21 protein-coding genes, 1 pseudogene and 1 other annotated feature are annotated in these 22388 nt (G+C 72.5%); of the genes and pseudogenes, 9 read left to right on the top strand and 13 right to left on the bottom strand.

Going from position 1 to position 22388, the window contains the following annotated elements:
* Positions 1-33: 33 nt before the first annotated feature.
* Positions 34-831 (bottom strand): carbon-nitrogen hydrolase family protein, encoded by a 798-nt coding sequence (locus BD833_RS08615; RefSeq protein WP_166532706.1) that lies wholly within the window; start codon positions 829-831, stop codon positions 34-36.
* 9 nt (positions 832-840) lie between these two features.
* Positions 841-2532 (bottom strand): flavin monoamine oxidase family protein, encoded by a 1692-nt coding sequence (locus tag BD833_RS08620; RefSeq protein WP_166532707.1) that lies wholly within the window; start codon positions 2530-2532, stop codon positions 841-843.
* Between the two features lie 310 nt (positions 2533-2842).
* Between BD833_RS08620 and BD833_RS08625 the strand changes: the two genes are divergently transcribed.
* From BD833_RS08625 to BD833_RS22945, 5 genes are read left to right on the top strand one after another with little or no spacing between them, the layout of a single operon-like run.
* Positions 2843-3730, top strand: a complete 888-nt coding sequence (locus BD833_RS08625) for an ABC transporter substrate-binding protein (RefSeq protein ID WP_208092435.1) — start codon at positions 2843-2845, stop codon at positions 3728-3730.
* Positions 3727-4695, top strand: a complete 969-nt coding sequence (locus tag BD833_RS08630) for an amino acid ABC transporter permease (RefSeq protein ID WP_166532708.1) — start codon at positions 3727-3729, stop codon at positions 4693-4695. The genes BD833_RS08625 and BD833_RS08630 overlap by 4 nt, the downstream gene beginning before the upstream one ends.
* A 5-nt stretch (positions 4696-4700) precedes the next feature.
* The gene (locus BD833_RS08635; RefSeq protein ID WP_166532778.1) at positions 4701-5453 is read left to right on the top strand and encodes an amino acid ABC transporter ATP-binding protein; all 753 of its coding nucleotides are present in this window, start codon (positions 4701-4703) and stop codon (positions 5451-5453) included.
* Positions 5453-7042, top strand: a complete 1590-nt coding sequence (locus BD833_RS08640; protein WP_166532709.1) for an N-acyl-D-amino-acid deacylase family protein — start codon at positions 5453-5455, stop codon at positions 7040-7042. The genes BD833_RS08635 and BD833_RS08640 overlap by 1 nt, the downstream gene beginning before the upstream one ends.
* The gene (locus tag BD833_RS22945; RefSeq protein ID WP_243737533.1) at positions 7039-7845 is read left to right on the top strand and encodes a serine hydrolase; all 807 of its coding nucleotides are present in this window, start codon (positions 7039-7041) and stop codon (positions 7843-7845) included. Before BD833_RS08640 ends, BD833_RS22945 begins: the two co-directional genes overlap by 4 nt.
* A 17-nt stretch (positions 7846-7862) precedes the next feature.
* Here the strand turns inward: BD833_RS22945 and BD833_RS08645 are convergent.
* The 3 genes and pseudogenes from BD833_RS08645 to BD833_RS08655 all read right to left on the bottom strand — a co-directional run.
* Positions 7863-8732: pseudogene (locus BD833_RS08645) on the bottom strand (LysR family transcriptional regulator); the annotation flags it as partial.
* A gap of 390 nt (positions 8733-9122) precedes the next feature.
* A complete protein-coding gene (locus tag BD833_RS08650) occupies positions 9123-10112 on the bottom strand; it encodes a potassium channel family protein (protein ID WP_166532711.1) in 990 nt (329 codons plus the stop codon).
* Positions 10113-10116: 4 nt separating this feature from the next.
* Complete coding sequence (locus BD833_RS08655; protein WP_166532712.1) at positions 10117-10524, bottom strand: ArsR/SmtB family transcription factor; 408 nt, start codon at positions 10522-10524, stop codon at positions 10117-10119.
* 241 nt (positions 10525-10765) lie between these two features.
* On the opposite strand from BD833_RS08655, the gene BD833_RS08660 reads away from it, so the two are divergent.
* Together BD833_RS08660 and BD833_RS08665 are read left to right on the top strand one after the other, a co-directional pair.
* Positions 10766-11365, top strand: coding sequence for a DUF305 domain-containing protein (locus BD833_RS08660; protein WP_166532713.1), 600 nt, complete (start codon positions 10766-10768; stop codon positions 11363-11365).
* A gap of 88 nt (positions 11366-11453) precedes the next feature.
* Positions 11454-12557, top strand: a complete 1104-nt coding sequence (locus BD833_RS08665; protein ID WP_166532714.1) for a glycerophosphodiester phosphodiesterase family protein — start codon at positions 11454-11456, stop codon at positions 12555-12557.
* A 119-nt stretch (positions 12558-12676) separates the two neighbouring features.
* Here the strand turns inward: BD833_RS08665 and BD833_RS22660 are convergent, their stop codons facing one another.
* Both BD833_RS22660 and BD833_RS22665 read right to left on the bottom strand, forming a co-directional pair.
* Positions 12677-12832, bottom strand: a complete 156-nt coding sequence (locus BD833_RS22660; protein WP_208092436.1) for a hypothetical protein — start codon at positions 12830-12832, stop codon at positions 12677-12679.
* A gap of 7 nt (positions 12833-12839) precedes the next feature.
* Positions 12840-13049, bottom strand: a complete 210-nt coding sequence (locus tag BD833_RS22665; protein WP_208092437.1) for a nuclear transport factor 2 family protein — start codon at positions 13047-13049, stop codon at positions 12840-12842.
* Between the two features lie 19 nt (positions 13050-13068).
* Here BD833_RS22665 and BD833_RS22670 point away from each other — a divergent pair, with 19 nt between their 5' ends.
* Entirely contained in the window at positions 13069-13281 is a 213-nt protein-coding gene (locus BD833_RS22670; protein WP_208092438.1) for a hypothetical protein, read from the top strand.
* Between the two features lie 219 nt (positions 13282-13500).
* Here the strand turns inward: BD833_RS22670 and BD833_RS08680 are convergent, their stop codons facing one another.
* From BD833_RS08680 to BD833_RS08695, 4 genes are all read right to left on the bottom strand, one after another.
* Positions 13501-15297, bottom strand: a complete 1797-nt coding sequence (locus BD833_RS08680) for a High-affinity nickel-transporter (protein ID WP_166532715.1) — start codon at positions 15295-15297, stop codon at positions 13501-13503.
* Entirely contained in the window at positions 15294-16604 is a 1311-nt protein-coding gene (locus BD833_RS08685) for a tetratricopeptide repeat protein (RefSeq protein ID WP_166532716.1), read from the bottom strand. The genes BD833_RS08680 and BD833_RS08685 overlap by 4 nt, the downstream gene beginning before the upstream one ends.
* Positions 16605-16815: 211 nt before the next feature.
* A complete protein-coding gene (locus BD833_RS08690) occupies positions 16816-18489 on the bottom strand; it encodes a DUF4331 domain-containing protein (protein ID WP_208092439.1) in 1674 nt (557 codons plus the stop codon).
* Positions 18490-19216: 727 nt separating this feature from the next.
* Positions 19217-19329: a sequence feature (AL1L pseudoknot), on the bottom strand.
* A complete protein-coding gene (locus BD833_RS08695; protein ID WP_166532718.1) occupies positions 19290-19607 on the bottom strand; it encodes a transposase in 318 nt (105 codons plus the stop codon). It overlaps the preceding feature by 40 nt.
* Positions 19608-19773: 166 nt before the next feature.
* Here BD833_RS08695 and BD833_RS08700 point away from each other — a divergent pair, with 166 nt between their 5' ends.
* A complete protein-coding gene (locus tag BD833_RS08700) occupies positions 19774-20508 on the top strand; it encodes a GAF and ANTAR domain-containing protein (RefSeq protein ID WP_208092440.1) in 735 nt (244 codons plus the stop codon).
* Between the two features lie 180 nt (positions 20509-20688).
* Here BD833_RS08700 and BD833_RS08705 read toward each other — a convergent pair whose 3' ends face one another.
* Both BD833_RS08705 and BD833_RS08710 read right to left on the bottom strand, forming a co-directional pair.
* Complete coding sequence (locus BD833_RS08705; RefSeq protein ID WP_166532719.1) at positions 20689-21369, bottom strand: class F sortase; 681 nt, start codon at positions 21367-21369, stop codon at positions 20689-20691.
* 116 nt (positions 21370-21485) lie between these two features.
* On the bottom strand, positions 21486-22259 hold the full coding sequence (locus BD833_RS08710; protein WP_166532720.1) for a hypothetical protein: 774 nt from the start codon (positions 22257-22259) through the stop codon (positions 21486-21488).
* Positions 22260-22388 lie beyond the last annotated feature (129 nt).

Here is a 22388-nt window from a genome sequence, read left to right on the forward strand (position 1 = left end):
GCCCGTCCGGGCTGGCCGCCGTGGACCGTTCGCTCAGGTGCCGCCCAGCGTCCGGTAGAGCTCGGGCCGCCGGTCCAGGAGGTAGGGCGCGCGGCGCCGCGACTCCGCCAGCCGCGCGCGGTCGAGCTCGGCGACGACGAGCTCCTCGCCGCGGCCGGCCCGGGCCAGGTCCCTGCCGTCGGGCCCGACGACGCAGCTGAGCCCGCAGTACTCCAGGTCGGCCTCGGCGCCCGCGTAGTTGGCGTAGGCCACGTACACCTGGTTCTCGTAGGCCCGCGCCGGCACCAGCGTCGTCGCGACGACGTCGAACTCGACCATGTTGGCCGTCGGCGCCAGCACGACGTCGACCCCGGCGAGCGCGAGGGCGCGGGCGGTCTCCGGGAACTCGACGTCGTAGCAGATCAGCATCCCGCACCGCCAGCCGCCGATCTCCACCACGGCGGAGTCGTCGTCGGACGGGCTGAACTGCTCCCGGTCGAGGCTGCCGAACAGGTGCGTCTTCCGGTACCCGGCCAGCGGGACGCCGTCCGCGCCGACGAGCTGCACGGCGTTGTAGACGGCGTCCCCGACCCGCTCGGGGTAGCCGTAGAGGACCGCGACCCCGCTGGAGCGCGCCAGCTCGGCGACCGCCCGCGCCCACTCGCCGTCGCGCGGCTGCGCGAGGCGACCGACCGCGTCGGCGCCGATGGCGTAGCCGGTCAGGTACATCTCCGGCGTGAGCAGCAGGTCGGCGCCGTCGTCCCGGGCGGAGGCCAGGGCCTGCCCCAGGCGCTCGAGGTTCTCGTCGACGCCCAGGGGGCGCGACTCGCACTGGTGGAGGGCGATCCGCACGAGCGCCGCCTAGTCCGGGAGCGCGATCGGGCCGAGCTCGGCGAACACGTCACCGGGTCCGGGGTTCTCCGCGAAGGTGCGGCCGCCGAAGTGCCGGATGATGCCCCACACCGCGTTGAGCGACGTCTGCACCGCGCCCTCCACCCAGGCCGGCGTCCAGGAGACGTCGTCGCCGGCGAGGAAGATGCCCCGCTGCTCGGGCGGGAAGTCGCCCTGCACGAAGTGCGCGTACATCCGCTGGTTGTACCGGTAGTGCCCCGGCAGGGCACCCTTGAAGGCGCCGAGGAAGTTCGCGTCCGCCTCCCAGGAGACGGTGACGGGGTCGCCGATGATGTGCTGGGCGATGTCCACGTCGGGGTAGATCTTCTTCAGCGCCCCGAGGGCCAGCCGCACCCGCTGGTCCACCGGGTACGGCAGCATCTTCAGCGCGTCGCTCATCCACGAGTACGTCAGGCAGATGACGCCGGGCAGGTCGTCACCGTGGTCGAACAGGTAGGTGCCGCGGGTCAGCCGGTCGGTGAGCGTCATGCTCATGACGTCGCGGCCGGTCTCCGGGTCCTTGTCCTTCCAGAACGGCCGGTCGACCATCACGAAGGTCTTCGACGACTGCATGTACCGGGTGCGGTCCAGCGCCGTCCACATCTTCTGCGAGAAGAGGCTCTCCTCGCAGTCGATCTGGGTCGTCAGCAGCCAGCTCTGGCAGGTGGCGAGCACCGCCGGGTAGCGGGCGGTGTGGCCCCAGGCATCGGTGACGGCGAAGCTGCCGTCGGCGGCGCGGGCGATGGCGGCGACCCCGGCGCGCGCCCCGCCGCGGTGCAGCGTCGCGAGGGTCGTCCCCGCGGGCCAATGGACCAGCTGTTCCGGCGCGTGGTTCCACAGGCCCCACGGCACCTGCTCCACCCCGCCGACGACGAAGCGCTGGTCGTCGTCGCAGTTGGTCATCACGACGCGGAAGATCTCCAGCATCGAGTTCGGGAAGTCCGAGTCCCAGCCGCCGGTGCCGAAGCCCACCTGGCCGAAGACCTCCCGGTGGTGGAAGGACAGCTTCGAGAATGCCTCGGAGGTGGCCACGAAGTCGTAGAAGGTGCGGTCGTCCCACAGCGGGACCAGGGCGTCCCACAGCTTCTTCAGGGTCCGGACGTCGCGGGCGCGGATCGCGTCCTGGATCTCGGTGAAGGAGACGGTCTCCAGCGCGTCGGCCCACGCCGCGGCGACTTCCTGGAAGAGCGGCGGCAACGCCTCGGTGGACTCGGCGTAGTGGGTCTCGCCCTCGATGTCGATGACCGTGCTGCGGGAGGCGGGGGTCAGCGGGTTGGGGAAGGGCTTCGTCTCCAGGCCGAGCAGGTCGACGTAGTGGTAGAAGGCGGTCGACGACACCGGGAAGCGCATGCCGCCCAGCTCGGCGACCACCTCGGCGGGGGCGCCCTCGAACCGCGCCGACCGCAGCCGCCCACCCATCTGCGAGGACTCGTAGAGGACCGGCTTGAGCCCGAGCTTCATGAGCTCGTACGCCGCGACCAGGCCGGAGATGCCCGCCCCGACGACGGCGACCTCCTCGCCGTGCCGCTCCGGCGGGATCTCGCCCAGGCCCGCGGGGTGGGTGATCCAGTCGTCGAACGCGAAGGGGAAGTCCGGGCCGAAGATGGTGACCGGCGGCCGATCGGCGTCCTGCGCGGCCTCATGACCAGGGCCGATCGTCATCGCGGTCCTTCTCCCCTCACCTGCCGCTGCTGCGCCGCCGCCGCCGGCAGCACTCCGTCGTACGGATCCCCGCCGTTCCGGTCCGGCGGCCCTGGCTCCGGCCGGTCGCGGGAAGACACCCTACTGACCCGCCACGGCCCGACCCGGCGGCGCGCCCTTCCGGCACGAGGTCCCCGCAGTCCTCACCGGACCGCGACAAGCCGGATCGAGCATCGACTGCTTCGTGGCTCAGCGGGAAATGCTTTCAGCCGATTCACGGTGCGGCGAGCGGCTGCCAGCATCTGGCGCAACGAACCTGCGGAGGTGGCACGTGCGTTCTCGTCGAATGGCGCAGGCGGTTGTCGGTGCGGCGGTCCTGACCCTGGCGGTGACCGGATGTGGTCGCTCCGGAGGTGGCGCGGCGACGGCGGATGCGCCGGCACCCGCTCCTGCCGAGGATGCCACGGCCGCGGATCTCGTCCCCGAGGACCTGCAGGAGTCCGGCATCCTTCGAGTCGCGACCGCGGAGGGGTACCCCCCCATGGAGATGTACGCGGAGGGGACCCAGGACCTGATTGGGGTCGACCCCGATCTCGCGGCCGCGATCGCCGAGAAGCTCGGGCTGGAGCTCGAGATGACCAACGCCAGCTTCCCGGGGCTGATCCCCGGCCTCGCGGCCGACCGCTGGGACCTGGCGATGTCCTCGATGAGCGACACCGAGGAGCGCCGCCAGGTCGTCGACTTCGTCGACTACTTCCACGCCGGCGGCGCGATCATGGTCGCCAAGGGCAACCCGGAGGGCATCACCTCGCTGGAGGACCTCTGCGGCAGGAACGTCGTCCTCGCCAAGGGCAGCTCCAACCTCGCCATCGGCGAGGAGCAGAACGAGAAGTGCGACGAGAAGATGACCATCTCGCAGAGCGAGGACGCGCCGACCGGCCTGCTCGAGATCTCCAGCGGTCGCTCCGTGGCCACGATCGTCGACTACCCGGTGGCCGTCATGTTCGCCGAGGAGACCGGCGAGTACGAGGTCCTCGACGAGCAGTACGCCGCCGGCCCCTGGGGGATCGCCGTCGACAAGAAGGACACCGAGCTGCGCGACGCCGTCCAGCGGGCCCTGCAGGAGCTGATCGACAGCGGTGAGTACGGCGAGATCCTGGAGGAGTGGGGGGTGTCCGGGAGCGCCGTCGACGAGGCCACCATCAACGACCAGCAGTGAGCTCGACGAACCTTCCCCCGGCGACCGCGGCCCCTACGGGCCGGGGCGCGGAGGGTGAGCACGAGGACCTGACCATCCGGGCCACCCACCCCCCGCGGCCCGGCCGGTGGCTGGCTGCCCTCGTGGCGGGGCTGGCCCTGGTCTGGGTCGGCTGGAGCATCGCGGTCAATCCCAACCTGCACTGGGACGTCGTCGTCGACTACCAGTTCGACGCGGTGGTCCTGCAGGGCCTGTGGGTCACCATCCAGCTCACGGTCATCTCGATGGTGCTCGGCGTCCTCATCGGCGTGGTCGCCGCGCTCATGCAGATTTCGGACAGCCGGATCCTGCGGACTGCGGCGCTGGCCTACGTCTGGTTCTTCCGGGGGACGCCCCTGCTGGTCCAGCTGATCTTCTGGTTCAACCTGGGACTGATCTTCCCGGAGTTCTCGCTGGGCATCCCCTTCGACGGCCCGAAGCTCGCCAGCTGGTCGACGAACGCGATCATCACCGGCTTCGTCGCGGCGCTGCTCGGCCTCACCATCAACGAGGGCGCATACATGAGCGAGATCGTGCGCGCGGGCCTGAAGTCGGTCGACCCGGGGCAGCAGGAGGCCGCCGAGTCCCTCGGCATGCCGCACCGCAAGGTCATGCTCCGCGTGGTGCTGCCCCAGGCGATGCGGGTGATCGTGCCGCCCACCGGCAACCAGTTCATCTCGATGCTGAAGACGACGTCGCTGGTGTCGGTGATCGCCGGTGCCGACCTGCTGACGGTCAGCCAGCGCATCTACCTCACCAACTTCGAGGTGATCGCCCTGCTGATCGTCGCCTCGATCTGGTACCTCGTACTCACCACGGTCGCCTCGATCGGGCAGCACTTCATCGAGCGCAGGTTCAGCCGCGGCTACGGCACCAGCGTGCCGCTCGACCGCCGGATCGGCAGCAACCTGCTCTTCCGCCGGCGGCGATCGGCGGACCGGCCGTGAGCGCCATGGTCGAGGCCGTCGGCGTCCGCAAGACCTTCGGCGACCTGGAGGTGCTCCGCGGTATCGACATGACCGTGGCGACCGGACAGGTGGTGTGCGTGGTCGGCCCGTCCGGCTCGGGCAAGTCGACCTTCCTGCGCTGCATCAACCACCTGGAGGAGCCGCAGGCGGGCCGCATCCGCGTGGACGGCGAGCTGATCGGCTACGAGGAGGTCGGTGGGCGGCTGCGGGTGCTGCCCGAGGCCCGACTGTGCCGCCAGCGGCAGTCGATCGGCATGGTCTTCCAGCGGTTCCACCTGTTCCCGCACCGCTCGGCGGTCGAGAACGTGATGGAGGGTCCGGTCACCGTGAAGGGACGCCGCCGGGAACGGGCCCGGGAGGAGGCCCTCGCCCTGCTCGACCGGGTGGGGCTGGCCGACCGGGCCCACCACTACCCGGCCCAGCTGTCCGGCGGGCAGCAGCAGCGCGTGGCCATCGCACGGGCACTGGCGATGGCACCCAAGCTCATGCTGTTCGACGAGCCGACGTCCGCCCTGGACCCCGAGCTCGTCGGCGAGGTGCTGCAGGTCATCAAGGACCTCGCCGCCGACGGGATGACGATGATCGTCGTCACGCACGAGATGGGCTTCGCCCGGGAGGTCGGCGACCACCTGGTGTTCATGGACGACGGGGTGATCGTCGAGCAGGGACCACCCCGGGACGTGCTCCGGTCGCCGCGGCACGACCGCACCCGGGCGTTCCTCTCCAAGGTGCTCTGATGGGCCGGCTCGATGTCCTCCTCCGCGGCGGGGAAGTCGTGGACGGCAGCGGGTCACCGCCCTATCCGGCGGACGTCGGCAGCATCGACGGTCGGCTGGTGGTGCTCCCACCCGGCAGCGGGGCCGCCGCGGAGCACGTCGTCGAGGCGCGGGGGCACGTCGTCGCGCCCGGGTTCATCGACGTGCACACCCATTCGGACGTGCTGGCCGGCGCCGGCCCCGACCGCGAGCAGCTCCGCCGTGCGCCGCTGCTGCAGGGGGTGACCACGGAGGTGTGCGGCAATTGCGGCATCACCCCGTTCCCGGCTCTCCCTCACCGGCTGCCCGGACTCGCCGAACTGGTCACGGCCACGTTCGGGGCGCCGGCGACCGCTCACCTCGACCTGCCCTCGTTCGCGGCGTCGCAGGAGGGCGGCCGACGGACCAACCTCCTCCCGCTGGTAGGGCACGGCGCACTCCGGGCGGGGGTGGTCGGGTTCGCCGAACGGCCCGCCACGGCGACCGAGCTCGCGGTGATGTGCGGCCTGCTCGACGATGCGCTGCGACAGGGAGCGGCAGGGTTGTCCACCGGGCTCATCTACGTCCCCGGGACGCACGCCGGCACCGAGGAGATCATCGCCCTGGCGCGGGTCGCGGCCGCGCACGGCAAGCCGTACGTGACGCACCTGCGCGACGAGATGGCCGGTGTGGAGGAGGCGCTCGAGGAGGCGCTCGCCGTGGCGCGGGCCTCCGGCGCCGCGCTGCAGGTGTCGCACCACAAGACCGCGGGGCGCCGCGGGTGGGGGGCGACCGTGCGGACGCTCACGACCCTCATCGAGGCCCAGCGCGACCTCGACGTGCGCTGCGACGTCTACCCGTACACCGCCGGCAGCACCGCCCTCCACGCCATGCTGCCGCCCTGGACCTTGCAGGAAGGCGTGTCGGCCATGCTGGCCGAGGTCGCGCGGGCCGAGGTGCGTGACCGCGTCCGGCAGGACATCGCCGAGGGCCTGGAGGGGTGGGAGAACACGGTCGGCAACAGCGGGTGGGACCGGATCGTCGTCGCCTCCGCGCCGCGATCGCCGGCGGCCCAGGGCCGCTCGGTCGCCGACCTGGCCGCCGCGAGCGGGGCGGACGCCGTCGACATGGCCTGCGACCTCCTGCGCGCCAACGACGGTGACGTCACCATCGTGAGCCACTCCATGCGGGAGGACGACGTCCGGCGGGTGCTCGCCAGTCCGCTGTCGATGATCGGCTCCGACGGCGTCCCCAAGCCCGGCCTCCCGCATCCTCGGTGGGCGGGCACGTTCGCCCGCGTGCTCGGCCACTACGTCCGCGACGAGGGGCTCCTGTCCCTCGAGGAGGCGGTGCACAAGATGACCGGGGCGTCGGCGCGACGGTTCGGGCTGGCCGGGCGGGGCGAGGTCCGCAGCGGCTGGACCGCGGACCTCGTGGTGTTCGATCCCCAGGAGGTGGCCGACACCGCCACCTACGCCGACCCCCTGCTGCCGCCGGACGGCGTGCGCACGGTCGTCGTGGCGGGCCGGTTGGTGGTCGACGGCGGGGAGGTGCAGGACGCGTGCCCGGGACGGGTCCTCACCAGCACGTGAATGGCATCCGCGTCGCCGCATGCGTCCAGCGGCTGGGCGACGGCGCCGAGATCGGTGCGGGCGCCGACGAGGTCGTCCCCTTGGCCAGCGTCGGCAAGGTGCTGCTGCTCGCCGAGGTGGCGCGCCGCGTCGACGCAGGGGCCCTCGACTCCGGCGAACGCCTGCCGCTGCTGCCCGGCGACCGGGCCGTCGGGGGAACCGGCCTGCTGGCCCGGCTGTCCCCCACGGACTGGTCGGTGCAGGACCTCGTGACCGCGGTCGCGTCCGTGAGCGACAACGCCGCGACGAACGTGCTGCTCCGGGCCGTCGGCCTGGGGTCGGTCCAGGAGACGGCCCGGGCCGCCGGCCTCGTGCGCACCACCGTGCACGACGTCATCCGGGCGCACCGGGGTCCGGGGACGGCGCCGCAGTTCGCGTCCGGAACGGTCCGGGAGCTGGCCGGCCTGCTGCGCGACGTCGCGCTCGACCGCTTCGTGAGCCCACGGGCGTCCCAGCTGTTGCGCGGCTGGCTGGCCCTCAACGTCGATCGCTCGCTCGTCGCCGACGGCATCACCCGGGGCGGTAACCGCCCGGTCGTGGTCAACAAGACGGGCACCGACGTGGGGGTCCTTGCCGACGTCGGGATCACCCGGGGCCTCGCCTGCGTCGTCTACGCCGTCGTCGCGACGTTCCCGCCCGGCGCGGAGGGCTCGGCGGTCGACGCGCTGCGGCACGCCGGGAGCGTCGTCCGGGATCTCGCGCTGGCCGGCCCGGGCCCCTCCCCCGATCCGGGCCACCGCCGGCCGATCTCCCGGGACAGCTGATCGGCCGCGGCGCTCAGCTCGCCGATGAACTGCCGGGCCACCGGGTTCGGGTTGCCCGGCCGCACGGCCACCCCGATGTCGCGGTGCAACCGGGACTGGACCAGCGGCCGGACGACGACGTCCCGGTCGTCCCGGAGGCCCAGCGCCGGCACCAGGGCCACCCCGACGCCGGCGCGGACCAGCCCGATCAGCACCTCGTAGTGGTCACTGCGGCACAGCACCCGTGGGCGGAAGCCGGCAGTGAGCGCCGCCCGTTCGAGCACCGACACCTCCGTGTCCGTCCCCAGCGTGGTGAGCCACCGGTCGCCGGACAGGTCCTGCAGGCGGAGAACGGTGCGATCGGCCAGGCGGTGGGTCCTCGGGAGGACGCCCAGCTGGGCGTCCACCAGGAGGGGGACGACGTCGCGCTCGCCGGCGTCCCGCCACGGGTCGAGCGGGTGCTGGAACACCAGCACCAGGTCGAGATCCCCCCGGTCGAGCCGGGGCAGGAGTTCGTGCGGCTGGCCGAGGATGAGCGCGACCTCCACGTCCGGATGGCCCCGGGTGAACGTCGACAGCGCACGCGGCAGCAGCTCCGACCCGGCCGACGCGAAGAACCCGACCCGCAGGCTGCCGCGGGTGCCGCGCCCGTGCGCGGTCAGCTCGTCCCGGGCTGCGGACATGAGGTCGGCGACCTGCTGCCCGTACTCGGCCAGCCGGCAACCCGCCGGCGTCAGCCGCAGGCTCCGCGGGCCGCGCTCGACGAGGGCGACCCCGACCTCGCGTTCAAGGGTGGCCAGCTGGTGGGACACGGCCGACGGGCTCAGCCGCAGCTGCTCGGCGGCCGCGGCAATGGTGCCCAGGCGGGCGATCTCGAGGAGGACCTGCAAGCGGGCACTGTTGATCATGGCAAGGCCACCTCCTCCGCCTGCGGGACATCCAGTCGCAGCAGGTCCTCGTCGCTCTCGCGGTGGATCACCACTGTGGCACGACCCTCGTCGAGGAAGATCACCCGCGACCGGGGCATGCGGTCGTCCGTGGACGCCATCGCCTCCCGTAGGGACCCGTCGCCGGGACGAGGACTGCATCACCCGGGGACACGTCATCCGGCAGCCGTGCGTCGGGGACCAGCGCTCCGCGGTAGTGCACGAGCCGGGCCATCGCGAGGCAGGCCTTGGACGCGTACGCCACGTTGCCCGGGCAGAAGGCGGGGACGGCTGCGTCGCAGCGCGCCGTCAGGTACCCGCAGGGACGACCGCGCCGTCGGGCGACCGGTGGCCGGGCCTCGGCGGACTCGCTCACCACGACCAGCCGTTGCTCTTCACCAGCTGGTGGAGCAGCCGGCGCCGGGGCTCCTCGTCCTCCGCCGCGCGGGCGAACTCCTCGTCCGTCACGGCCGGGATCCCCGCCGCCCGCAGGGCAGCCAGGTCGGGTGCGGGCGGGGTGCCGGCGGGGGCGGCGGTGGACGTGGCGGAGGCGGTCTCGAGGTACCGGGCGATGACGTCGCGGACCGGATCGACCGCGCTGTCGTCCGGCCGGGCGTCCGGCGCGACACCGGCCCGCAGCAGGAGCATCGCGTCGTCGAGGCGGCCGACCGCCACGGGTGCCGCGGTGTTCGGCTGCCCGCTGCGGAAGTAGTGCAGGACGGGGTAGGCCAGGTGCTGCTCGGCGGTGGTGGAGAGCTGGCCGGTGAGCGCGACCAGCTGCTGGACGAAGGCGGAGCTGAAGGAGCTGCCGTTCCAGCCCTTCGCCACGATCTCCCCGGAGCTGCGCCCCAGGGCGTTGATGCGCACCGCGATCGCCCGCCGCTCCACCACGGCGCCGATGACCGAGAGCAGGTAGGTGATCGCCAGCGTGATGAGGAAGAGCCCGCCGAAGCTGGCCAGCGCCGTGACGAACCGGCCGGCCGGGTCGGAGGCGGTGAAGTCACCGACGCCGAGGGTGAACACGGTGAAGCCCGCGTAGTACGCGACGTCGGCGAACCCGGCCGGTAGCGACGTCTGCGCGTCGACCACCGTGTCACTGCCCGCGAAGACCAGCGTCCAGCCGGCCCAGATCCCGGCGACCCACAGCAGGACCGTCGTGAAGAGCAGCCCGGCGCCGGCCCCGGTGAGCAGCTTGGAGCTGCTGTCGGGGCGGTGCAGCCCCAGCAGCAGCCGCCAGAGCCGCGCGAGGACGGTGCGGGTCAGCGGCCCGGCACCGCCGACGGTGAGGGTGGTCGCCAGCGCGTCGCCGTAGACGGCGAGGACGAGGAGCACGCCCGCGACGATGAGGAGGGTGTCGGCCAAGGGGTCAGCTCCGGTCGGATGCGGGATCGGGTCGGTCGTCGTCCGCGACCGGGGCCTCGGAGAGGACGATCAGCTGGCGGAGGCAGTGCTGGCGCAACGGCTCCGGGAAGCCGTCGGCGAGGCGGTAGTAGACGACGCGCCCCTGCTTCCGGTTGGCGACGAGCCCGGCGGTGCGCAGCAGGCGCAGGGCGTATCCCACGGCGTCCTCGTTGGTCTCCAGGGCGAGGGCGAGGTCGCCGACGCAGAGCTCCTCGACCATGTCGAGGGCGAACAGGACCCTGGCCCGGGTGGGGTCGGCCATGAGGCTCAGGACGCTGGTCAGCCGGCTCACCTCGTCGCGGCTCGGCAGGCGGTCGCGGGCGTGCGCGACCCGCTCGGGGTCGACCGGGTGGGCGTGGTCGGGTTCGGACATCGGGCACCACCTCCGCCGCGCCCCATACCCGTACGGCTCTGCGGATACCGCCGCCCCCGGGCCGGCTGACACGGAACCGTCACGTTTCCCCGGACGACCGTACGGGCATCCGGACGCCGACCCGGCCGACGGCAGCCGTGGTCACCCGGCGCCATCTGCGCCGCAGGGCGTGTCCAGCAGCGGGCACACGAACCCCCGGGAGCCCTCCCCCATCCCCATGAGCACGGACGGAGATCAGTCCATGGCCACGAAGAAGAGCGACGAGGCGGACCAGAAGGGCTCCGGCGGCAAGCTGTCGCACGAGACCAAGATGTACCTGCGTTTCGCGGCCATGATCCTGACGTCGATGGTCGTCATGTACTGGACGATGTTCGTCAGCTCCTGGGAGTGGAGCCACGTCCGGTTCAGCGAGAGCCGCGTCTTCATGGCGCTCACCATGGGCGGCACCATGGGGCTGGTCATGTTGGCCTGGATGCTCAACATGTACAAGAACGTCAAGGGCAACATCGCCATCGTGGTGGCGAGCCTGCTGCTCTTCGGCGGCGCGGTCTTCCTCGACCGGAGCCAGGTCACCGTGGACGACCGCAACTGGATGAGCGCGATGATCCCGCACCACTCGCTGGCCATCACCCGCTCCGAGCACGCCGACATCGACGACGTCCGCGTCTGCCAGCTCGCCGTCGACATCATCGTCGCCCAGGAGAAGGAGATCGCCGAGATGGAGTGGCTGATCGAGGACATCGAGGAGAACGGCGAGGCGGAGACGCTCGAGGAGGCCCGCGAACGGCCCGTGCCGGAGTTCGACGGGGCAGCGATCCGCGACTGCCCGCCGGCGGGCTGACGCCTCCGCCCCTACTGGTCGGCCGGGGAACGGCGAGTCGCCTCCTGCCGGTCACGCGGAGGTCACGGGGGCGCGATGGGGTCGGCCCATGGCACTCCTCACCTCGTCCCCGAGACGCTCCCTCCTGGCCGCGGCCGCCGTCCCCGCCCTGCTCGGCTTGGTGGCGACGGCCGCCCCGGCCGCGGCCGACTCCCCCCGGCACTTCGACCTGCAGGCCCACCGCGGCGGCATCGCGCTCACCGTGGAGAACACCCTCCCCGCCTTCGCCAACGCGCTCGAGCTGGGCGTCAGCACGCTGGAGCTCGACGTCCAGATCACCGAGGACGGCAAGGCGGTCGTCACCCACGACCGGAAGATCTCCGGCACCAAGTGCCTGGACACCGGGCCGGCCACCCCGGGCGACCCCGAGTACCCCTACGTCGGCGACTACGTCCACACCCTGACCCTCGCGCAGGTGCGCACGCTGGACTGCGGCTCGCAGCGCCTGCCGGCCTACCCGGAGCAGGAGTTGTCGCCCGGCGAGCAGATGCCGCTGCTGTCCGAGGTGTTCGAGCTCGCGCGCGACTACAAGGCCCGGAAGGTCACCTTCAACATCGAGACGAAGGTGGAGGCCGGCGCCCCCGAGGAGACGGCGCCCCGCGAGCAGTTCGTGCAGATCGTCTCCGACCTGATCATGGAGGCGAAGGTCCAGCGCCACGTGACCATCCAGTCCTTCGACTGGGGCACGCTGATGCGGATGAAGGAGGTCGCGCCGAACCTGCCGGTGGTCGCGCTGACCAACGGCCAGCAGTTCCTGCAGGCCGGCGTGCCGGGCGCCTCCCCGTGGCTCGGCGGGATCGACATCGACGACTTCATGACCGAGGGCCGTTCGCTGCAGGAGGCCTACGTCGCCGCGGTCGACTCCTTCGGCGCCGACGCCGTCTCCCCCGTGCACGGCACGCCGCAGAACGGCTCGGTCGCCGACCCGGGCTACGTGCCGTTCACCACGCCCGAGCTCGTCGACGCCGCGCACGCCGCCGGCATGGACGTGATCCCGTGGACGGTCAACGACCGGCCGACCATGGAGCACCTCATCGGCATCGGCGTGGACGGCCTGATCACCGACCGGCCCGACCTACTGCGGGAGATCCTCGCCGAGCGCGGCTTCCGGCTGCCGCAGCCCTACGAGCTGCGGGGAGCAGGACGCCCGTAGGCACCCCACGTCAGCACGGGGACCTCCCGGTCGTCGGACGCGAACGGGAAAGTCCGGACCGGAGATCGTGACCGGCGGTCGGTCGTCCCGCCCCTACTCCGTCGGCTCGCGGGGTGAGTTCACGCGAGGAGAGCCGCCATCCGCTCGCAGAGTGCGGTCGCGGCGGAGTAGGGGCCGACCATCACGGTCAGCTCGGTGAGCACGCCGTCGCGGCCGCGCAGCATGGCCACCCCCTCGAGGTCGCGATCGCCGACCCGGGCGCTGAAGGCGAACACGTGGCCGTCACCGCCTGCGTTGGACGCGGTGTAGCGGAGGTCCTCGAAAGAGGGACATCACGCCGGTGAGGATCGCGCGCAGCGGTCCGGCGCCGCGGTAGGGCTCGTGCACGATCGGTGACAGGAACACGCAGTCGTCGGCGAACAGCCGCACTGCGGCGTCGACGTCACGGCTCTCGACGGCTGCCCGGAACGCGGCGAAAGGCGCGGTCGGCACGGTCGTCCTGTCTCCGGGGGTGGCCGGCTGGGAGGACGTCCGCCGTCTCGTCGCCGGGCTGCCGGGCACCGACGAGCACCTCTCGTACGGCGGGCGCGGGCGCCCGTCGTGGCGGGTGCGCGTCAACAACGTCGTGTGGGCGCTGCCGCTGCGGGAGGGCGAGCGCGCGGCGCTCGGGGACGGGACGGGGCAGAACCACTGCTGGGCGTGCGCGTGGCCGACGAGGGAGTGAAGGGCGCGCTGCTCGCCGAGGAGCCCGCCGTCTTCCTTCACCTCCCCGCACGTCGACGGGTACGCGGTCGTCCTCGTGCACCTCGGGTGGATTCCGGTCGACGAGCTCGCCGAGCTGGTGGAGGACGCGTGACGGGCGCGTGCGCCCCGGCGCCTGCTCGCCGAGTTCGACGGCGGCGGCCGTTCCTCCTGAACGCAGGAACCGCGTGCTCGATCGATGTCAGGCGGCACCGAGCAGGGCGCCGCGAACGACGAGCGCCAGCCCGACCGTGACCACGAGGAGCGCCGTCACCAGCGGAGCCGCGCCCGCCAGCCTTCGGAGCACCGAGGACGGCCCGATCGACGTCAGCCGTCGGGCCAGCCGGTTGCGCAGCCGCACGAGTGCCAGGCCGACGGCCGTCAGCGTGGCCGCCATGCCGAGCCCGTAGGCCACCACCAGCAGGACGCCGAACACCGTCCTCCCCAGGCCCACGGAGGCGAGCAGCACCAGCAGCGCCGACGGGCTGGGGACCAGGCCGCCCGCGATGCCCATACCGACCAGGCCGCCGCGGCCCGGCCCGTGCGTATGCGTGCCTGGCCCGTGCGTGTGCGCACCGGCCCACCAGCCGCCGTGGCCGTGACCGTGACCGTGACCGTGACCGTGACCGTGGCCGTGACCGTGGCCGTGGCCGTGGCCGTGGCCGTGGCCGTGATCGTGGCCGTGGCCGTGATCGTGGTCGTGGCCGTGATCGTGGTCGTGATCGTGGCCGTGATCGTGATCGTGGCCGTGATCGTGGCCGTGGCCGTGGTCGTGATCGTGGCCGTGATCGTGGTCGTGGCCGTGGTCGTGGTCGTGGTCGTGGTCGTGGTCGTGATCGTGGCCGTGACGGTGCGGGACCACCTCGGTCACCGGACCGACGCCGCTCACGGAGGCGAGTGCGGGCACGCCGGCCGCCAGCGCCGGCTCGGGCAGGTGCCGGACCACATCGACCTCGAGCGCGGCCCGGCGGTCGCGCAATGCTCCGCGGAGCATGAAGGCGCCGATGCCGGCGACGAGGATGCCACTGGTCACCCCGAGCCAGCGGAGCACCTGGTCGCCGGCGAACGCGCTCGAGAGGGAGACTGCCAGTCCGAGCGCGAGCACGCCGACCGTGTGGGTTGCCGTGACGGTCACCCCGACGAGGACGGCGTCCCGGGGGCGGCCCCGGCGGCCGGCGAGGTAGGCGGCCATGACGGTCTTCCCGTGGCCGGGGAGCAGCGCGTGCCCGCACCCGAGCAGGGCCGCCAGTCCGAGGGCGAGGGCACCGACCAGCGGCGAGAGCGCGTCGCCGCCGATGAGCTGCGAGAGCCGGCGGTCGAGCGCAGCCAGTGCGGAGCCGAACGGATCGCCGGACGACCCCATGGCGGCGGATGCCCCTGCCCCGCGGTTCTGGCCCGGCTCGACCTCCACCTCGAGGCTGCGCACGTCCAGCGGTGTCTCGAGCAGTTCCTCCGGGTAGTCGCGCAAGGCGTCGGTCGGGCTCTCGGCAGGCACCGACGGGTCGAGCAGCCGGACGCCGTCGCCGTCCGCGGTGATCTCCCGCCATCCCAGAACCCCGTCGAGGTGGTCGTCCCGGAAGGAGACCTGACGGGGTGCGGTCAGGTCGGCCCCCGCCCGGAGGTCGCACTCCAGCCGCAACGTGGGGAGCCCGGCCGTGCCCGGCAGGACCTCCAGGGACGTGCGCTCGACTGTCCAGGGCACCGTCCGGCCGTCCACCGTCAGCACGGCGTCGTCGCCGAGGGCGGCGCACTGAGCGTCCGCGGCCTCCGCGAGGACGCCGGCACCCGGAGTGCCGTTTGGCGCCAGGTCCAGCAGGGCCTGGGCGGCCGGGATCTCGGCCCGGTCCACCACCGCGGTGAGTTCCACGCCGTCCGGGGTGAACAGCAACGCGTTCGCGTGGTTGACGGTGAAGTTGCCTAGCGGGTGCGCAGCCGCGATGCCGACCGGGGCCAGCGCGAGGGCAGTCGTCGCGAGGACGAGGACGACCAGACGCCTCACGGGCGCCCGCCGAGCGCGGCCAGCAACTGCTCGGCCCGGGGGGCGTGCAGCGGCGAGAAGTGTGGGTTGCGGTCCAGGGCTGCGGTCAGCGTGGCGCGGGCCTCGTCGATCTGGCCGAGTGCGGCCTCGATCTCCCCACGGTGGTACAGGAAGCGGGCATCCTCACCACCGAGCGCGGTCGCCGCGCGGGCGTGCTCGAGCGCCTCGGCGTCCCGCCCCGCCCGGTGCAGCGCCCAGCCGAGCGCGTCATGAGCGTCGATGCTCTGCCGGCGCGCGAACTCCGCCTCCGCCGCCGCGACTGCGGCCCCCGGGTCACCGTGGTCGGCCTCGAAGAGCGCGATCTCGAGGTCGTCGGCGACGCCGTTGGCCTCGAAGAGCTTCCACACGGTCGCCAGCACGGCGAACTGCTCGGCGGCTTCGTCCTCCTCGCCGACGGCGAGGAGGAACTCGCCGAACTCCACCAGGTGCTCCGGCAACGGTTGCGCCTGCACCACCTGCCGGTACTTCCGGGTGGCCTCCTCCACCTCGCCCCGGGCTGCGGCGACGCGTGCCTGCCCCAGGAGCACCGGCGGGTTCCCCGATGCGGCCTCGGCACCGGCCGCGTAGTGACGCGACGCCTCGTCCACGTCGCCGTCGGCCCACGCGAGCCCACCCAGGTACGTCCTGCAGAACGCCTCGTCGGCGGGGGTGGCCGCCAGCTCGAGCGCCTGCTCCAGCGCTGCGACCGCGGTGCCGGTGTCCCCGCGGAGCTCCGCGTCGTAGGACGCGCGCGTGAACGAGGCGACGCCCGGGCGCAGTTCGAGCATGCGGGACAGCGCGACGCCGGCGCCGTCGTAGTTCCCCAGCTGGGTGCGAGCGTCGGTGAGGACGCCCCACGCGGTGGCGCTGTACGGGTTCACGGCCAGGGCGCGATCGGCGAGGTCGGCCGCCGCGGCGAAGTCGTGGCGGGCGTTGGCGAGCGCACCGAGACCGGTCAGCGCGCCGTCGTTGCCCTCCGGACGCAGCTCGAGCGAGCGGTCGAGCGCATCCTCGGCCCTGGCGTAGTAGGAGGGATCGGCCGTGACCCGCGCCTGCTCGACGTACACGGCGCCCAGCTCGGCCCAGGTGCGCCAGTCGCCGGGGACCTCCTCCAGGCGTTGTTCGGCGCTCGACACGGCAGCTGCGAGCGGGTCGGGCGCCGCCGTGGCCACGGCGCCGATCGATCGGCCGGGCTCGGGCGAGGCAGCCCGGCCGGCGACCGCGGCGGACACGAGCAGCAGCAGCACGCCGGCCGCGAGCAGGTTGCGAGCGGTGCGACGGGTCGTCATCGACGTCGCCGGCCCGGCGCGGTCGACCCGGCGGTCGACGGACGAGGCGCGCGGCCGATGCGGTGCGCTGTCATGGGGCGTGAGCTCTCCTCGGTCGTCGTCGCCGGTCGGAGCAGGTGCGCAGCCCCGACCGGTGACGAGACGATCGTTCCGAACGGACGGTGGGCCGTTGCCGCGGGGTGCCTGCCGGCACCCCGCGGCAACGGATCGGTCAGCTCTTCGCGCCCACCGCGGCGCGAGCCGTCACCGACCGGCTGCGGAGCAGCGAGACTCCGCCGGCACCCATCAGCAACGCCGCCAACGTTCCGGTGACCACCGGCAGCGCATCCCATCCGGCCCCGGTCCCCCCGGACGACGCCGCGGCTGCGCCGTGGTCCTTGTCGTCCCGGCCGGGCCAGGTGGTGTACTGCTTGTTGCTGTCCGGCACGTTGGACGCGTCGGTCTCCGGTGGCGCGAGGTAGGGGAAGTTGCGCCCGAACTCGGCGTCGTTGCGCGGCACCTTGTCGCCCTGCTTCAACGCCCGGAACGCCTCCAGCCGGTCGGCAGGCACGTTGCTGACGTCGAAGATGCCCTCGAGTGCGAGCAGTTCGATGTCCACCACGTCGTCAGCGAGCCGGCGGCCGTTCGGGAAGCCCTGGATGTCCCCGCCGATCACGCCGAGCGGGCTGGCCTTCTTGAGCGGCTTGCCGGCCGGGCTGGTCGGGCCGGTGATCGACATGTTGAGCCGCAGCATCTCCGACGGCTGGAACGTAGCCGCGTCGGCGTTGAGCGCCTGCGAGTTCAGGTCGATGTCGATCGGGTTCTGCGTCGCCGGGTTCCCGTCCACGTCGAGCACCTCGGTGCTGACGATGCCGGTGAGGAAGACCTCGAAGATGTCCCACCGCGGCGTCGGCGGCGCCGGGATCCCGTAGATCTGCTCGATCAGCCGCGGCACCTCGGGGTCGAGCACGCGCGCGACGACGGCTCCACCGGCCGCCTCGGCGTCCGCGGACGGCGGGATGGAGTTGAAGGCGTCCTTCAACGCAGCGGGGACGACGACCTCGTTGACCAGCGGCTGGCCGAGCCTGGACACCTGGGTGAAGCCCTCCGAACCCTCCGCTGCCGTGCCGTCGGCATCGCGCAGCGTGGGCCGGGTGGCGGTGCTCCAGACACCGATCACCGGGTTGGCCGCTACGTCGTTGTTGATGGCCACCGCGGACTTGGGCACCTCGAGCACGATGCTGTTGACGTTGTGCCCGGCCAGCGTGTCGTTGCCCCGTTCGGAGAGGTCAGCTCCGTAGATCAGGTCGAAGACCCGGATGTCCAGGAAGAAGGGGTCCTCGGTCTGGGTGGCCAGCGTCATGCCGCCGCCACCGACATCGGCGATCGCCGGCTGCCGGAGGTTGTCGACGTAGTCCCGTGCCGTCCCCATGCTCGCCGGGCCGACGTAGGAGGGCGCGGCCTGCCCCTCGGAGATCGGCTCGCCGTAGGTGGCGCCGCCGTCGGTGCTCACGTCGAGGGTGAAGAACTGCCGGTAGAGCAGGTTCTCGTCGTCGAGCGAGGTGACCGGGCCGTTGTTGTAGAGGAAGGTGTCGGTGCCCCGGAGGTCCTCCGTGGTGAACCGCCACCGGTAGATCAGGTCGGCGACCGCGTCACCGTTGTTGTCGATGTTGATCAGGTACTCGGCGTCCTCGGCCCACGGGTGGAAGTTGGGGCCCTGCAGGGGCTCCTGGAACGGCCGGAAGTTGGCGATGAGGGTGACGTTGTCCTCGTTCTCCGGGCTGGAGAACGCGTATACGTCGGTGTTGTCCACCGCCGGATCGTTGAGGATCAGCGGTGCCTCGCGGTGGCTGGACGCCCCCGCGACGTTGGGCAGCAGGCCGATCACCGCAGAGGTGGCGAACACTCCGCCGGCCGCGAAGCACGCGGTGGCGGCTCTGGGCCCGGATCGACCTCGTACTGAACCTGGCATGTGAAACTCCCTTCCCACCGGACGGTGGGTCCTCGGACAGGACGCGGCAGCATTCGGATGAGGAAAGGTCACCGGCCGGAGCTGGCGGCCGCGCTGTGCGCGTTGTCTCCAGACTGCGGCTTGCCCGCTGCGAGCAGGGCGAACGTAGAAGGAAGTCGGGCCTGGCGGCATCCGGTGGTGGTCCATCAAATGGCCTCCGACGGCACGTCGGCCACGAACTGTGAGTGGCGCCAGTCACATCAGTCACCCGGATTGGCGTCACCTGCCAGGGTGCCGTGCCCAACCGGGACCGTTGCTGCCGGGCTGAGGCTGGCGCGCGGACCGGCTGGCGAACGGCGACTACGTCGACCCGGCGACATACCTGGCGAACGTCCCGGAGCCCGACGAGCCGCTGGACGGACGACGCCCGCGCTGGCAGCCGACGACGTCACCTACTTCATCGCGTTGCGGCCGACCATCCGCGCCCGCCTGCGCGCCGTTGCCGGACCGGAGGACCTGCTGGAGGAGTTCCAGCTGGCGGTGGACTGGACGTACTGCCCGGGGACGTTGGTGCAGCGGGTGATCGGCGGGAGGTTGCCGAGCGCTCGATCACCGCCGTGGCGGCCGCGTCGGTCACCGACCGCGGCGACGGTGGCCGGTTGCGGTGGGCGTAGTAAGTGCTCGGGGCGATCTGCAGCTGCTCGCAGATCGGCTCGACCCCGTGCTCACCCGGTGGGCGTCGAGGAACTCGGCCATCACCGCTGTGGGCGGTCGAGCTCCGCCGCGAAGCAGGCCGACGCGCTATTCAAGATTGCGTTCGCCCGGCGCAGCTCCCGGTTCTCCCGCTCCAGCTCGGCCAGCCGCGCAGCGTCATCGGTCGTGGTGCCGGGCCGGTGTCCTTCGTCGATCTCGGCCTGGGTGACCCGGTTGCGCAGCGTCTCAGGGTTGATCCCCAGCTGATCACCGATCCGCTTCAACGCCCCGCTCCGCGTGGCCGGGTCACGCCGCGCGTCGACCGCCAGCCGGATCGCCCGCTCCCGCAGCTCGTCGGGGTACTTCCTCGGTGCCGCCATGACTCTCATCCCCACGTGGATTGAGAGCCTCCATCAGACCTGGGGCGGGACAAGGTGCCTGCTACTTCTGTTTCCCGCCCTGGTCGCACGGGTATTCGCTGCCAGCCGGTCAGCCACGCGGGCCGGAGCACCGCGCAGCACGCCGGCGCATCAGTTCAGGAGATTCGTGACTCTGACCGAGCGCTTCCAGACTGCGCTGGCCTCGTCCGCGGTCGACCTGCCCGGCCCCGAGCTACTACCCGAACGGCTCGCGAGGGCGTGCGCCCGGGTGCTGCCGGTGGACGGCGCCGGCATCAGTCTTTTCTTCGCCTCGGACCGGCGCCTGCCGCTGGGTGCTAGCGACCCGGTCGCAGCCGAGGCCGAGCGTCTGCAGTTCACCGCTGGCGAAGGGCCCTGCCTCACCTCGCACGCCACCGGTGACATCGTGATCGCCGACGAAGCGACGCTGCGCTCCCGGTGGCCGGGCTACTACGACCCGCTGGTCACCCGCACCCCGATCCGGGGCACCATCTCTCTGCCGCTGCGGGACGAACTGCGGGGCATCGGTGCGCTGGATCTGTACGTCGTCCCGCCGCGCGACGTCGGCTCGTTGAGCCTGCAGGATGCACTGGAGGTCAGTGAACAGGTGGCCGCAGTTCTGCAGGCGCAGAGTCTGCGGGACCGAGTTTCGTCGGACGGCCCTGCGTGGCTGGACGCCCCGGCTGCGGAACGGCGATCCATGGTGTGGCAGGCGATCGGCTTCGTGAACTCGGCGCTGAGCATCCCCAGCCCCGATGCGCTGGCCCTGCTGCGCGCCCACGCGTATGCCGACGGGCTCTCCTTGGACGACCTCGCCGCGCGGGTGATCACCCGCCGGGTGCCGGCTGCAGAGCTGTCCCTGGACGCCGACACCTCCGGGTAGCCGGACGCGAGCTGGAAGGTCTGGCCCCACCCATCGAGCTGCTAGGCGTGCAGGCGCCCCATGCGATCCCGGTCGGGCGGGATCAGCGCCTGGGGGCCTCCTCTCACGTGGAGCCGCGTGACGGTGGACGCACCGTCCGACACGGCGGGCCGCCATCCAATTCGGACGAGCTGGGCGAGTTCAGGCCGAACGGGTGTCCACGAGGGTCGCGTAGGCGACGATGTTGTCCTCGTAGCTGCGGGCGGTGGGGTCGAACTCGCCGCCGCAGGTGATCAGGCGGAGCTGGGGATCCGCGGTGTTCCCGTACACCCGCAGGGTCGGGAAGTCGGCCTTGGCGTAGCGCTCGACCCGGTCGACGGCGAAGACGGCCACCGTCCCGTCCTCGCGCGCCACCTCCACCTCGGCACCCGGTGTCAGCGCCCCGAGCTCGAAGAAGATGCCGGGGCCGTGCTCCGCGGAGTCGACGTGCCCCAGCAGGACGGCCGGGCCGACCGCGCCGGGCGCCGGCGACTCGCGGTACCAGCCGGCCACGTCGACGGCGTCCAGCGGCGGGACCTCGACCGTGCCGTCGTCCTGCAGGCCCAGTTCCAGCAGGTCGCTGCCCACGCCCAGCGCGGGGATCCGGAAGGACACCGGCTCAGCGACCTCGGCGGCTGCCGGCGCCGGGTCGGGCGCGGGCGGGCCGGACGGCGTGGGTGCCGGGGTCGCTGCCGGCAGCGACGGGGCGGCGCTCACCGGCGGCTGCGGAACCTGCTGCTGACCGGTGAGCGCCACCCCGAGGGCCACCGCCGCGACGACGGCGAGGGCGAGCGCGAGCAGCACCCAGGTGCGCGCGCCGACGGCGCGGGTGCCGCGGACCATTCCGACGCCTCCTCGAAGCGGGCTCGACACCGCCGGGGTCAGGGCGGTGGGGGAACGCGACCCTGCCGCGCCGAGCAGGGGATGCCTGCTCGGCGCGGCAGCGGTCAGCCGGTCGATCAGGCCTGGTCGGTGGCCTGACGACGGCGGTAGGCGACGGCACCCGCCGCGACCGCACCGGCGGCAGCCAGGGCACCCACGCCGATCGCGGTCTCGTTCTCGATACCGCTGGTCGCGCCGGCACCGGTGTCAGCCCCACCAGCAGGCATCTGGCCCATCTGCGAGGCGTTCGCCACGCCACACGCGGCCGGGGCGGTGGCCTCCAGCGGCAGCGACGGGTCCAGCGAACTCTGACCGGCCTCGGCGTCGTACTCGCCGTTGCCGTTCACGTCGATGCCGTGCACCACGACGACCGCGTTCCCCGCGCCGAAGGCCTCCTGGGTGGCCTGGTCGATGGTGAAGGTCCGCTCGTAGGTGTAGCTGTCACCCTCGGGCACCGGGAAGCGGTCGACCGCCAGGCCGCTGTCCGCGCCGGTGTCGCCCTCGGTGGTCAGCGAGGCGCCGATCTCCCCGTAGAACGGGATGCCGTCGGCGGTGGTGACGATGCCGTCACCGTCGCTGTCCGCACTGGCCGGCGGGCAGACACCCTGCGCGCCGATGTGGAAGTGCTGGGCGTGCGGTGAGCCGGCCAGGGCGCCGTCCACGGTGAGGGTCACATCGGCCTGGTCACCGTTCAGGGTGATCATGCCCGTGCCGGTCACTCCGGAGTCGTTCAAGGCGCCCAGCGACACCTGGTAGCTGCCGTCGTGGGCGGCGTTGGCCGCACTCATGGTGAGCAGCGGGAACGCCGCGGCCGCGATCGCGACGGCGGGGACTGCGAGGGTCTTGCGCATGGAGACTCCTTTGTCTGGGCGCCACCGTCCGGAAGGACGGAAGCGTCGGAGGCGGCCGTGAACCGGCTCCGGGATGGTGGAGAGGCACGTTGTTGCACCACCGCCATCGAGGCATCGACCTCGAAGTGG

Source organism: Blastococcus xanthinilyticus (assembly GCF_008124835.1).
GTDB classification, from domain to species: domain Bacteria; phylum Actinomycetota; class Actinomycetes; order Mycobacteriales; family Geodermatophilaceae; genus Blastococcus; species Blastococcus xanthinilyticus.

Bases quoted from the DNA above. Each gene is read 5' to 3' on its own strand.
- BD833_RS08695 (WP_166532718.1), bottom strand. From the start codon at position 19,607: ATGGCGGCACCGAGGAAGTACCCCGACGAGCTGCGGGAGCGGGCGATC.
- BD833_RS08635 (WP_166532778.1), top strand. From the start codon at position 4,701: ATGGTCGAGGCCGTCGGCGTCCGCAAGACCTTCGGCGACCTGGAGGTG.
- BD833_RS08620 (WP_166532707.1), bottom strand. From the start codon at position 2,532: ATGACGATCGGCCCTGGTCATGAGGCCGCGCAGGACGCCGATCGGCCG.
- BD833_RS08655 (WP_166532712.1), bottom strand. From the start codon at position 10,524: ATGTCCGAACCCGACCACGCCCACCCGGTCGACCCCGAGCGGGTCGCG.
- BD833_RS08665 (WP_166532714.1), top strand. From the start codon at position 11,454: ATGGCACTCCTCACCTCGTCCCCGAGACGCTCCCTCCTGGCCGCGGCC.
- BD833_RS08660 (WP_166532713.1), top strand. From the start codon at position 10,766: ATGGCCACGAAGAAGAGCGACGAGGCGGACCAGAAGGGCTCCGGCGGC.
- BD833_RS08705 (WP_166532719.1), bottom strand. From the start codon at position 21,369: ATGGTCCGCGGCACCCGCGCCGTCGGCGCGCGCACCTGGGTGCTGCTC.
- BD833_RS08640 (WP_166532709.1), top strand. From the start codon at position 5,453: ATGGGCCGGCTCGATGTCCTCCTCCGCGGCGGGGAAGTCGTGGACGGC.
- BD833_RS08685 (WP_166532716.1), bottom strand. From the start codon at position 16,604: ATGACGACCCGTCGCACCGCTCGCAACCTGCTCGCGGCCGGCGTGCTG.
- BD833_RS08710 (WP_166532720.1), bottom strand. From the start codon at position 22,259: ATGCGCAAGACCCTCGCAGTCCCCGCCGTCGCGATCGCGGCCGCGGCG.